At 54.9% G+C, this 15,066-nt stretch carries 1 protein-coding gene; it reads left to right on the top strand.

All coding sequences use genetic code 11. The features are described 5' to 3' along the window. Window positions 1-74: 74 nt before the first annotated feature. Window positions 75-15,041, top strand: coding sequence for an SdrD B-like domain-containing protein (locus tag THINI_RS00630; protein WP_169314572.1), 14,967 nt, complete (start codon window positions 75-77; stop codon window positions 15,039-15,041). Window positions 15,042-15,066: the final 25 nt, after the last annotated feature.

Genomic DNA, 15,066 nt, shown 5'->3' with positions numbered 1-15,066 from the left:
AAAATATAAATTGGGTAAAACAATAAATGCCGAATAATCATAATGATAACGGAATGATTACAATGAAGACCTCAATGCCCGAGAACCGATTCTACGGAAACACATTGGGTTTTGCCCTGCAAATCCTGTTTGTCTGGCTGCTATTGACAGTCGTATCAGGCGGGTCGGCAAATGCTGCGGCCTTTACTTACCAGAACACGACATCAACTAGCATCCCAAACGGTGGATGTTCCAGTGGTTACACCAATATCACCATTCCTGTTGGCGATAACTTTACAGTCACCGATCTGAATGTTGGCATCACCATTTCTCACGCCCGCCGTCAGGATCTGGATGTCAAACTGACCTCCCCAAGCGGAACCAGCATATTCCTGTTCACCGATGTCGGGGGCAATGCTGACCATATCGACATTCTGCTGGATGACAGTTTTAGTAATGATATTGCCTCTGCCATTGGCACAACCACAGCGACCAACCACAACACATCCAGCCCCTATTACGAAAATCAGTTCAATCCGGAAGGTTCTGCCACATTGGCCAGCTTCAATGGTGAAAATGCCCAGGGCGACTGGGTGCTGGGTGTTTGTGATGATTATGGTTCCAGCACCAGTGGGACATTCCGGCGGGTCTGGCTGGACTTTACCGGCAACCCTGTTACTGGTGGTATCAGTGGCCAGGTGTATCTTGACAGCAATGGCAGCGATAGCTACGACGCTGGTGATTCAGGGCTAGGCAATATCCGGGTGACGCTCTATAACGAGAACTTCACGCCCTCCAATACGGCGGATGACACCTTCATCGCTTATGCCGACACCTCCACAACGGATGGTTCCTACAGCTTCAATGGCCTGGATCCCAACCAGACCTACCGGCTGGTGGTGGATACCACAGATACCGACCTGCCAGCAGGTGCAGTCATTGGTACTGACAACCCACTGACACTGGTCGTCATACCTGCTGGTGGAACAACCGCCAACAAGAACTTTGGCTTTGACCCTGTATTGACTGACAAGGATTATGGCGATGCACCAGCCAGCTATGGCGATGCCAGCCACCATATCGTGGCAGGCATCCACCTGGGAAATAATGCCCCCGATGCTGAAACGGCCAGCCAGAACACCCATAATGCGATGGGCGACGGGGATGATGAGGATGGCGCGCCCAAACAATATGGCAACCCAGCCATCACGCTGTTTCCTATCCTGAAAATGACAGCGCTCAGCTACAGTATCGACATCAAGACAACCAATACGACTGGCTCGGCTGGAAACCTCTATGGCTGGATTGACTTTGACCAAAATGGTGCATTTGATCTGGATGAAGCCGCTTCGATCAGCGTAGCAGATAATACCGATGCAACAGTTACATTAACCTGGAATACCATTCCGAGTGACATTGAGTTGGGTACAACGTTTATACGTTTGCGCCTGACTACCGATGTAACCGTCACGGCCAGCACACCAGCTAATCATGCCAGCAATGGTGAAGTGGAAGATTTTCCAATTGCGGTGGCAATGGATATTCCCCCCGACAGCCCTGATGTCACCATTGTGCGCGGTGAAGAGCAAACCTGTAGCAGCACCATTTTCAGTGATAACTTTGATGATTTGGCCACCGAACAATATTTCGGGGAACATACGTCGGCAACCCCCTTTGTGATCCGCGGCGGCTGGACTGCCACTGGCGGTGGTAACGATACCTACGCTCGCACGGTGGAAGTCTCGCCGTTTACCGCAACCCAAGGGCGCTCCATCTACTTCGGTAATGGCATGATACGCCGGTATTACCCCGACACAGGGGCAGCCCTGGAGTTTGATGGCAATGGCAGGATGCTCAACCCACCTGACGCCATCGAGTTGCGCACTGACCCCGATGATGTAACGCCCGGTGTCAATTTAGGGGAATCTGACTGGGGCCCCGAACCCGTCATGCTGTCGCGTACTTTTTCTTCAACGCCTGGGCAGCGCTACCGCTTGTATTTCTCTGCCATTCCTGAAGGTGGTACATGGTCGTCCGGCGTCATGCGGGTGGATACACCGAGTGGGTCGGTACATTTCAAAGCACCTGGGCAAGGCGAAGGCATCCAGCGATACCGTATCGAATTTACCGCTGTCGGCACATCATCCACCATCCGCTTTGTGAATTACGGGCATATTGGTACCGATGGCGGCTGGTGTGACCCGAACTCCAGCATTTCCGGGGCATGGTGTACGGTGGGCGGGTTCCCGATTGACAAAAAGGGTAACGAGTTAATCATTGACGACGTGGCCGTAGCCGTTGCTTCCACCTGCCCTACCAGCAACATTTCCGGCACGGTGTATGCGGACACTGACAGCAGTGACACCTTTAACGCTGGCACAGACAGTGGCCTGGCCAATGTCACGGTCATGCTGTATGACAATAATGGCACAGCGACCATAACCAACGATGACACTCAGGTAACAACGACGACGACCACAACGGACGGTACTTACAGCTTTACCGACATCAGCCCTGCACTGCATTACCGGATTGAGGTCGACACCCGTGACGCTGACTTGCCAGCGAGTGCCCATATCGGCACTACCAACCCGCTGGCAGACGTGGTGGTTACCCCCAACAGCACACTGGCCAACCAGGACTTTGGGTTTGATCTGGCATGTAATGCCAGCGCGGGAGAGTTTGGCGGGATTGCCTTCCGCGATTACAACCAAAACGGTATACGCGAACGCCAGGAAGAAGGGGTTGCCGGGGTTGTGGTTACGGCTTACGACAGTACGGATACGTTAGCAGCTACTGCCACTACTGACTCACGGGGCTGGTATACTTTGGTCGGGCTAACAGCGGGGGCACCATACCGGCTGGAATACACCAATTTGCCCAACGGACTCCACCCCGGCGTAGTCGGTACAGATGCCGCAAGTACAGTGCGCTTTGTCACGGCCAGCGGCAACTGTGCAGCTAACCTGGGTGTCAGTGACCCGGTAGAATACTGTCAGGCCACCCCGGCGGTTGCCGCATTCAACTTTGTCAACGGCGACCCTGACATTGCCGATGTTGGCAATTATGCCAGCCTGTTCACCTTCCCTTACGACGCAACAGGCAATCATGATAACCAGACTCCGCCCCCGGTCACTAAAGCCAACACCAGCCAGACAGGGGCGCTGTGGGGAATGGCTTACCAAAAAACCACCAAAACCTTGTATGCCTCGGCAACCATGCGGCGTTTCAGCGGTTTGGGGCCATTAGGTACTGGCGGTATTTACAAGATTGATATGACGGATCCCGGTGCTGCATATACTGGCGCAGCCGCTTATGTTGACTTGCGCACCATTGGTATCGACACAGGTGATGATGTAAGGAATCCTGCTGATAGCTGCAATAACCTCGCCAACGGCCCCTGGTTGCCTTCACATGATGTCGCTGCCTGGGATATGGTCGGTAAACGTGGGGTAGGCGACATCGACTATGATGAACCCAACAACCGTTTGTGGCTGGTCAACCTGAATGACCGCAAGCTCTATGGCATCAACAATGCCAGCCCAGCCACCAGCCCTACAGCAGCAGATGTATTGGGTGGTTATGCCATGAACCAGAGTTGCACCTCAGGGACATTCCGCCCATGGGCAGTCAAATACCATCGTGGCTATGTGTATGTGGGCGGTGTGTGTGATGCCGCCAGTGACCCTTACAATCCAAGTCTGGTTCGGGGGCATATACTGCGCTTTGACCCTGCCAATGCAGCGTCTGGTTTCAGTCATGTGAAAGATTTCGCCATCAATCAGCCACGTAGCCGTTATGGAACCAACAGCCCTGATGCATGGTCAGGCTGGTTGCCGCAGGCAGATGCCGTGAATGTTCGCCCGCAATTCCATTCCCCCATTGTGGCCAACCTTGAGTTCGACACTGATGGCTCGATCATTGTGGGAATTATTGACCGCGCAGGACTGCAAAAAGGCACGAATTCGTATGATGAACCAGCCTGTGACGACCCAACCCTGGATTATGCCGATACCATGGGTGATGTGCTGCGCCTGTGTAAAACCGATACAGGCTACCTGACTGATTCCGAACCGGGCTGTAGCACCGCCATTCCCAAAGACAGCAAAAGTACGCAGGAGTATTACTGGGGTGATTTGGGCCCGTCGGATAATGCCTGGGAAAGCATGAATGAAATCGCTGCTGGTGGCCTGGCATTCGCGCCAGGCAAGGAACATGTACTGGCATCGGCTTACGATGCGAATAGCTGGGGTTCCAATGGCGTAGTCTGGTTAAACAACCGTACCGGGGCTAAAGACAACAGCTACCACATTTCATGGGCAACGCTGGGCAAAAGCACCGGCATGGGTGAACTGGAAGTGTTGTGTGACCCTGCCCCCACCGAAATCGGCAACCGCGTCTGGCTGGACAGCGACAGCGATGGCATCCAGGACGCTGATGAGGCTGGTATCGCCAGCGTTGATGTTACCCTGCAATGTGGCATTGATTCGGAAACTGCTACAACCGATGCCAATGGTGAGTACTACTTTTCCAATAAACCGGCTTCAGGTATCAATCCGGGCGGCAACGCCATGTTCATGGATGCTGGCGAAAACTGTACCCTGAAGATCGACAGTAGCCAGGCCACCTTGAATAGCTACACATTAACCACGCAGGACGCGGATGCCAAGACAGACAATAGCAGCTTTACCGACATCCGTGATTCAGATGCTGTGGATAATAGCGGTACGGCAGAAATCAGCTTTACTGTCGGTAGTGCCGGGGAAAACAACCACGGGCTGGATTTTGGTTACAGTTACTCCTCTTACAGTAACAATTATTGTGTAACGCCTTCCGGTAGCACCGGCTTACTGGAACTCGGTGACATGCCTACCAGTCTGGTCAGTGGCATCAATTCGTTTACTTACGCGGATCGGGTATTACCGGGCTACGGCACGGTCGACATCACCGTTACCCAGGACAGTGGTGCACATTATGCGAGCGACACTGCCATTGATAGCGGCGCACGCCAACAATCCTGGCTGGATGAAAACCTGCCTGCCAGCGGCACTGCCATTTATATGGGGCCGGGAAGTGGCGGTACTACCACGGTCACTTACGATTTCGACCAACCGACCGGTAACGTTGACCTGTTGTTACTGGATTTGGATGAAGACGACACAGTTACTCTTACCGCCAAAGACAGTAGCGGCAATACCATTACTGATTTCAGCGGCTGGCGTTATCGCACTGGAGACCTGAGTGTATGGGCAAATCCTGATCCGGTTGCACAAGCTCCGGCATGGAATGCAGCGACAGCGACCCTGACCAGCACCGATAATGCCAATGATCACCGCAGCTTCGGCCTGCTGACGCCGGATGTACTGGTTTCGCAAATTGTGGTCAGCTTCACCGCTCCGGCGGCCTCTGGTCGGCATGTTTACACCATCCTGAATACCACCGACGATGGCCGTGACGGCGAAACCAGCTGCCCGACCGGCATCATCACCGGCACGGTCTACACCGACAATAATCCCAACAACGACACGCTGGATGCTGCCGAAAGCAAACTGCCCAACATTACCGTCAGACTGTTTGACAGCACCAAAACCACAGAACTTCAAACGGCGGTAACGGATACCAACGGGGCGTATTCTTTCACTGGCGTCGCCCCGGATACCTATCAGGTTGAGGTTGATACGACAGATCCTGAATTGCCAGCGGGTTCCACTATCGGTACGACCAATCCGTTGGCAAACGTTAACGTCACTGCTGGAAATACTACCGCTGACCAAAACTTCGGAATTGATAACGGCATTCCACCAGCCTGCACCACTTCATCAAATGAAAAAATGCTGCTGTCAAAATATAATGCAGACCAGATCGTATCGTTCGACTGGAATAACACTACCTTACAAGCTTCCGGTTTGTCGTCCACAACTGCCGGACTGAGCCAGTATCACGATGTTACTTACGATAGTAGCGGGCGTGTCTTTATATTGAATAACAATGATCAGGTTCTTGAAGTTGACCTTTCAAAAAGTACCGCCAATAAAATCATCGCCAATCACGGTACGATCACCGGAGCCAATGGCAGTACAGCATTTGTGGGAGACACTGAGGGCTATCTCTATACCCAGGCCTTCTATGCGTCCAAACTATCCATTGTCAAATTTAAACCGGAAACCCCGTCACTGGTTACACAGGTGGTTGATGTGAGTTCCGTCAGTATTCATTCGCCTGGCAACGGTGGTGACCTGGCGTGGAGTGACGGCTATCTTTACTGGACAGTCCAGGCTCCTGACACGACTACACACCTCATCAAAATTGACTCAGGTACAGGGAATATCCTTTTCAATAAAATAATTAAAAGAACGAATGGATCAAGCATTACGGGAACCAACCCCCTGTTCAATGATGGCAAGGGTAATCTCTTTATTCTGACCTTCAATGATTTTTACCGGGTAGATAATGCAACAGCCATTGCAACCCTGATCACCAGCAATTCCCTTTATGGTGACAACGTCCCAACGGGGGGGGCTTCCAGCCTTGAATTTTGCGCCTCTGCAAGCAAAAGTGGGTTAAGTGGCAAAGTCTGGTTCGATGCGAATAGCGATGGCATCCAAAACGATGGTGCGGGTAGTTACATTCAGGGGGCTAGCGTCGAGCTATATGACCCGGCCACCAGTACCGTTGTTGCCAGCACTATCACCGATACCAATGGCCAATATCAGTTCAGCAGCACAGATGGCTTGCAAGTTTCCACCAACTACCAGTTACGCATATCCAAACTGGATAACCAGTCACCTGTATCTGGCTGGGCAATAACCACACTGCACGCAGGTTCGGACACGACGCTGGATTCTGACGCCAGCCTGTCGGGCAGCTACTGGACTATTGCGCTGACCAGCCCGGCAACCGGTGTACAAACATCCGGCTATGGGTTCGGCCTGACTAATACTGTCGCTACCGGCTGCCTGAACAATGGCGCGACCGGTATTTCCAATGACAGTATCGCCAATTCCCACCCCAACACCTATGACTTTGAATTCGATGGCAAACATGTCGTGGGTTTCTGTTCAGAACGCACGGAAGGCGACCCGCAAGCAGGAGACAACTACTCGGTAAATGCTTCCGACCGGCAAGGGCTGACGGCGCTCCAGCGTGAAAAAATCGCCCGTAGTTATGCCGCCCTGACTGACCCGGACATCGTGTTTGGCATCGCCAGCGCATTTGGCAGCGGCAACAACCAGCGACGACTGGATGACCTGCTGCATTACATGACCTGGTTCTACACCTACTACGCTGAAGACCTTGACGGCATGAGCGCTGCCCACCTCGACACCAACAGCAATTACACGGCTGAGCAACGTGTCGCCATGAAAGCCCTGGCCGGGAAGGTGGCTGACCGGGTGAACGGCGTGAATGGTGAAACCCAGTACCCGGTACAAGACATTTTCTGGCTGTGGAACACAACTAGCAGCGACCGTCAGGATATTGTTGTGCCCGCCATTTATGCAGCAGGTTCCAGTTGTAATGTTGTTGATCGTGGCGATGCCCCCATAAGTGGAACCGCGCCCAACGGCAACAACACCAATGCATACGGTGAAGCCACGCATACCATTGTTTCCAGCATCCAGTTGGGCGCAACCATCGACGCTGATAGCGTTAGCCAGGCAAGCACCAATGCTGATGGAGATGATACTAACGGCAGCGATGACGAAGACAGCATCAGTACCTTCCCTGTATTGACGCAAGGGAATACCAGCTACAGCATCCCAGCAGCCAATATCAGCGTGACCAATACCACAGGTGGCAATGCAACCCTGTATGGATTCATCGACTTCAACGGCGATGGCGACTTTGCAGATGCGGGTGAAACAGCTACCGCTACAGTGGCGAATGGCGCAACAAATCCGTCTTCTGCCCTCACCTTCAGCGGCTTTGCAGTAGTGCCGTCCATCTCCAGCACGATTGCACGCTTCCGTCTGTCCACCGATAGCGGGCTGAACAGCACCACTACCGCCAGTGATGGTGAGGTGGAAGACTATGCATTGGCCATATACAGCTTGCCGACAAAAGAACCTAATCCACAGGTTGGTGGTTCCGGGCAATGCACAGGTATCCTGCCAAACAGTATCTCTCACATCGAAGTAGGTTATGTTGATACGTCCTATGACTGGTCACGTCATGTCCTAACATATACACCACCTTCCGGCAGTGACAGAGTACTCGTGTTTGTCAGCAGCTTCGAAGGTATCGATGGCTCGACAGATGCGTACCTGCCCATATCCGGCGTCACTTACGGCGGCGTGCCAATGACCCACCTTGGTGATGAAACCGTGGGCATGGGCACGGGTATCGCCAATGGCGCGCAATCCTATTGGTATCTCAAGGAAGCCGACATACCAAGCGGCGGTCCCCATGCCTTTATGGTAACGCCGGATTATAATCACAACGGCATTGATGCCGGGTCTGAAACCGACTGGATGCTCGCTGCCTATACCTTCTTCAATATTGATCAGACAGCGACACCGGAATTTTCCAGCGTAGCGGATCCCAATCCAGGGACAACCTACACCACACCAGCGTTGGGCTCATCTTCATTCCTTTTCAGCTCAATTCTGTCAGGAAAAGGTTTGCGGACATTCACCGCGACATCCCCTGATACTACCCTGTTACATTCGATTGCATTCGGTGACAGCCCAGGCATAACGGTTGGGGCGGCGGCGCGTAGCTGTGGCGAATCCATCACCTACAATATTGATGACACGCCCAATCGGGTGATTACAGCTTCGCTGGGCTTCAAGAGCCTGCCGGGCTGCGCCTGCGGTGAGCATGATTCTTCTGATGCCCCTGCCGATGGCTCGACAGCACCGGATGGCACAGCAGGTGCAACGGCCTACGGTGAGGCGACACATACGATTGTCAACGGCATCCGGTTGGGTGCAACCATTGACCCCGATAGCACCTCCCTGGCCAGCGCCAATGCCGATGGTGATGACACAGACGGTACGGATGACGAAGACGGCATCAGCACCTTCCCAGATCTGGCCCAGGGCGACACCAGCTACAGCATTCCGGCAGCCAATATCAGCGTCAGCAACACCACCGGCGGCGCGGCGACGCTGTACGGCTTCATCGACTTCAACGGCGATGGCGACTTTGCGGATGCGGGGGAAAGCGCCAGCGTCTCTGTACCAAGCGGCGCGACCAACCCGGCAGCAGCACTCAGCTTTACGGGTTTTGCCGCTGTGCCGAACACTATTACAGGCACCTTCGCACGTTTCCGCTTGTCTACTGATACCGGCCTAAGCAGTACTGCCGCCGCCAGCGACGGCGAGGTGGAGGATTATGCACTGACTATAAGTACGGCCAAAAACCTTTCAGGTAAAGTCTTTGAGGATGTGAACTACGGCGGCGGCGCTGGCCGTGATGCCAACGCCAGCGGTGCGGCAGGCGTCGGTGGCGCTACGGTTGAGCTGTATGATGCCAGCGGCAATTTCGTCAGCACGACCAGCACGGCGGCAGACGGTAGCTACAGTCTGGCCAATGTCCCCACTGGCACCTACTACGTCCGCGTCGTCAACAGCACAGTCAACTCCACCCGTTCCGGTTCCAACGGCACCGAACTGGGCGTCCAGACCTACCGCTCCAACGGCCTGACGGCTGTAACCAACGAAGTCGGTGGGCGCAAGCCTGATGCCACGGATGCCGAGGTACACGATGGCATCGCAACCCTGAACACCACCACATTTACCTTCAGCGGCGGTACGCTGGCTGGCAAGCAGGCCCAATCTGTCACACCGCTTACCCTTTCCGGCAGCGACATCAGCGGGGTGGATTTCGGCTTCAACTTCAATACCGTCGTCAACACCAATGATGCCCTGCAAGGCTCCCTGCGCCAGTTTATCCTCAACAGTAACCTGCTGGGTGGAGAAGCCACGCTGGCACAAACCGGGCGCACGGCTGGCAAAGAAAATGCCATTTTCGAGCTACCCACCAGCGACCCCAAATTCAATGCCGCCAACCAGTACTGGAGCATTGCGGTGGCAACAGCCATGCCAGAAATCGGTGACGATGTAATCATTGACGCCTCCACACAACCGGCACGGGCAGGCTTTGCCTTCGCCAACCGCCCCGTTATTGAACTGGATGGCACCATTGTCAAAAACCTGGACCAATGGCATAACGGTCTGATCCTGTCGGGTACTAACGGTGGCAGCACCGTCAAATACCTCGCCATCAACCGCTTCCAGAATGCGGGGGTCAAAATCCGCAGTTCCAAAAACAATACGGTCAGTTTCAACTTCATTGGTACTGACCCATTGCATAGTGCCACCAATATCGGCAACCTACACGGTATCGAGATCATCAGCTCCGCCGACTTAAACCTCATTAGTGACAACCTGATTGCCCACAACGGCTGGGATGGCATTCATGCCTGGAACTTCAATGGTGGCGGCACCGCAAAAGCCGCGATTATTTCCCAAAATAGCATCTACGCTAACGGTGGTCTGGGCATCAACCTTGAGGCTGGCGACACCAACGGCAGCATCACAACCAACGATGTCAATGATGCCGACACGGGCGCGAACAGCTTGCTCAACTTCCCGATCTTTTCACAAGTATCCTTGTCTGGCAGCAACCTGATCCTCAAAGGCTGTGCACCAACAGGAGCAACCGTAGAACTGTTTGAAGCGGATGTCAGCCCTGGCGGGGCGGCGGCAGTCGGTGACAACAAGTTTAGTTTATCCAACGATTACGGCGAAGGCCAAACCTACCTGACCAGTTTCGTGGAAGGCAGCGCCGCCGATGCCGACAGCAGCAACTGTGCGCTGGCAACGGATGCCGACGGCAACAACCAGACAGGCATGAAAGCTTTCAGTATCACGATTCCAACCCCTGTTGGCGTAGTGGAAGGTGATATTCTGACCGCAACCGCGACCCTTGGTGGCACGGGTACGTCCGAATTCTCACCAACGGTGGTATATACCACCCCCTGTTCACTGGTAGTCACCACGACGGCGGATACGGACAATGCCACCAACAGTTCAGGCTCTTTGCGGGATGCACTCGAATGCGCCAACTCGACACCGGCAACCGATACCATCACCTTCAATATCCCGACTTCCCAGCCGGGCTATACCAACCCGGATGGTATAGCCAGCAACGGTGATGAATACTGGTCGATCAAACCGACATCAGCATTACCGGGCATCACCCAGTCAGTGATCATTGATGGTGCATCCCAGCCGGGCACGACCTGCCCCAAACCACTGATTGAAATCAACGGTGGTTCGGCTGGCGTCAACGTAGATGGTCTTGGTTTGTATGCATCCAACAGCACCGTCAAGGGTCTGATCATCAATGACTTCAGCCGCTATGGCATCCTGTTGTCGCGCTTCCCGATCAACTTCCCGACCAGCAATACGCTGCAAACCAACAACACGGTGGAATGTAGTTACATTGGTGTAAGCGCCAGCGGTCTGGTCGCCAAGCCGAATATGCTGGGTGGTATTGCTGCCGAAGGCGACAGCATGAAAATCGGTGGCACGACTGCTGACAAGCGCAACATCATTTCCGGCAACGGCGCATTTGGTATCTATTTCTACGGTGGCGGTTCCACCAATGGCGTGGTTCAGGGCAACTACATCGGCGTGGGCGCTGATGGCACAACCGCCCTCGGCAATAGCGGATTCGGTATCGGTTATTACAATACGGATGGCGTCGGCCTGATTGGCGGCACTGCGGGTGTTACCGTCAACGGCGCATGTACCGGTACGTGTAACATCATCGCCCATAATACCAGCGCCGGGATTGGCTCATTCTGGACGGGCCCGGCAGGGCGTAATATCCGCATCAGCGGCAACTCGATTCATTCCAACGGTGGTATCGGCATCGACCTGGAAGGCGGCAGTTCCACACCGCCGTGGGAACTGGACGGCGTGACGCCGAACGATGTGGGAGACACTGACCCGGCATCCGCCCCGAACGCATTACAAAACTACCCGGTTCTGGCAAGTGCAACCCTGACCGGAGCCAATACATCAGTTTCCGGTACATTAAACAGCATTGCCAACGCGACATTTACGCTTGAATTCTTCGCCAATACCACGGCTGATCCGACCGGTTACGGCGAGGGTGAGCGCTATTTGGGCAATACTACGGTTACAACCAACGCCAGCGGCAATGCAAGCTTCACGGTTTCCCTGCCAACGGTTGCTTCCGGAACCTACATTACCTCCACAGCGACAGATGCCAGCAACAATACCTCCGAATTCTCGGCAGCAGTTACGGCAGCAGCGGCCAAGAATCTGTCCGGCAAAGTGTTTGAAGACGTGAATTACGGCGGAACCGCGCGTAGCTTCGACGCAACCCAGGGCATGGCCGGTATTGATGGCGCAACCGTGGAATTGCTCGACAGCTCCAATACCATCGTTGCCACTACCACAACGGCGGGCGGCGGCAATTACACGTTCACCGGCATCCTGGCAGGCAGCTATACCGTGCGGCTGGACGTTAACAGCGTCGGGTCTACCCGCCCCCACAATGGCGCAGGTACGGAACTGGGCGTCATCACCTACCGTAGTGATTCAGCCCTGGCAACCACGGCGGGTGCTACAGCAGCACAAGCCGTCACCGTGGCAGCAAGTGATCTCACCAACGTGAATTTCGGTTTCAACTTCGATACGGTGAGCAACACCAATGATAGCGGCGCGGGTTCCCTGCGCCAGTTCATCCTCAATGCCAACCTGCTGGGTGGTGACGCAGCCTTGCAACAGGCCGGTTTGCCAGCAGGCAAGGAAAACGCCGTCCTGAAACTCGCGACCACCGACCCGAACTACAGCGGCGGCGTCTGGACCATTACCCTGAACAGTTTCCTGCCTGACATCAACCAACCCCTGATCCTGGACGGCAGCAAACAGGCCACTTTCAACAGCACCACCGCCGTACCCGTGATTGAACTGAACGGCAACGGCGGTGCTGGCAATGGCCTGACGCTGGTCGCTGGCAGCACCGGCAGCCAAATCCGCAGTCTGGAAATTACCCATTTCAGCGGTGATGGCGTCAATGTGCAGGGCAGCACAAACAGCAACAGCATCCTGGGCAACAGTATCCACGGCAATGGCGGGCTAGGTATTGATCTTGTTGGTCTTGTTGGTGGTACTGAAGACGCTTACGGCGTAACTGAAAATGATGTCGGCGATACTGACAACGGCCCGAACAGCCTGCTTAACTACCCTGAGTTCAAGACCCTGGGCATCACCAATGGCAGCAAGATCATCACCTATGACTTTGACCTTGATGTGGTATCCGGAACCTACCGGATGGAATTCTTCAAGAACGGCACAGCAGACGCCAGCGGCCACGGTGAAGGCCAGATTTACCTGGGTGGACGCAACATTACCGTTACCACCAGCGGCAACCAGAATTACAAAGGCTCCTTCAACGCCAACCAGGTCTTGAACGGCACGGACAAACTGGCCGTGACCCTGACCCGCATGGAAGGCGCAGAATTCAGGGAAACCTCCGAATTCTCGGGAACCGTCACCGGCACCACCACCACGGTCTGTGAAGAGTGGGTCAACGACCCGTCCCTCCCACCAGCCGACCTGGTCATAGATGAAAACAGCAACATCGTTGCCTTCATCAAAGCCAAGGATGCAAGCGGTAATACCATTACCTATGCGCTGAAGGGCAATGATGGAAAATATTTCACCATTACTACTGGCAGCTCAACCACAGCGGATTGCCAGACCATCCAGATGGTTAACCCGAACATCGTCATCACCAAGTCTGCCCGTGCTGATGCCGAAACCCGTGCTATCGTGCCGCCCGGCTACCTGCCTGCGCCCGGCAACTACGAAGTGCCGATGGACAGCGACAAGGACAATGTCTACCAGTTCCAGATCACGGCGACCTACGCCAACGGGCAACAATACACCCGCGATTTCAGCATCCAGGTCATGGATGTCAACGAAGCGCCCATCATCACCTCGGCTGCGGCAGTCACGTTCAATGAAGACTCGTCCGCCAATGTGCTGGACATCATTTCACAAGACCCGGATGCTGGCACGGCGGAAGGCAGCGGCCTCACCTACAGCATTACCGGTGGCGTCGACGCCAGCCGGTTCGAGGTTGCGCCCGCAACCGGCATCCTGCGCTTCCGTGGCATCCCGGATTACGATGCGCCGACGGACACCAACCGCGACAACCTGTACGAAGTGGAAGTCACCGTTACCGATGACGGCGGCCTTAGCGGCAAGAAAACTTTCAAGGTCACGGTCGTGAATAATAGTACCGACGATGGGGTATTACTCAATGTTCGCACCTTGCTACAGGGGGCTTACGACAGCGCTTCCGGCCTGATGTCGGATGCGCTGAACACCCAGGGCTTGCTGCCAGCCCAGCAACCCTACAAGGCCGCGCCATTCAACCACGCGGGAACTGAAACCCTCAGTGCGATGGTGCGGGAAGCCACCGGCAATAACGCCATCGTGGATTGGGCGCTGGTCGACCTGCGCAGCAGCTTGGGCACGATTGCCGCCACCCGCGCAGTCATGTTGCAGCGTGACGGCGACCTGGTGGATCCGCAAACCGGTTCCCCCGACCTGCATTTCGCCAATACCCCGGCAGGCAGCTACTACGTGAGCGTGCGCCACCGCAACCATCTGGGCATTGTCAGCGCCAGCCCCATCAGCCTCGACCATTCCGCCAGGCTGCTTAACCTGGCGTCATCCTCAACTGCGGTCAAGGGGGAAGACAGCCGCCTAGTTGTCGGCAAAGTTGCCATGATGTGGGCAGGCGACCTCAACGCCAGTAACACCCTGACGGCCAACGGGCCAGGCAACGATGTCACCACCCTGCTGGGCAATGTCATCACCGACACGGAAAACCAGCAGGCGAACACCAACTTCATCATGCGCGGTTATCTGGCGAGCGACCTCAACATGGACGGCAAAACCCTCTCCAGCGGGCCAAACAATGACGCCAGCCTGCTGGTGGGCAACATTATCCTGCACCCGCTCAACACTGACTTTGCCGCCAACTACATTGTGCGGGGGGGGTTGTACCAGTAAGGGGATTTACATCCCTCACCCCAAC

This window comes from Thiothrix nivea DSM 5205, from assembly GCF_000260135.1.
Classification (GTDB): domain Bacteria; phylum Pseudomonadota; class Gammaproteobacteria; order Thiotrichales; family Thiotrichaceae; genus Thiothrix; species Thiothrix nivea.
This window is presented reverse-complemented; position numbering and strand designations above follow the sequence as displayed.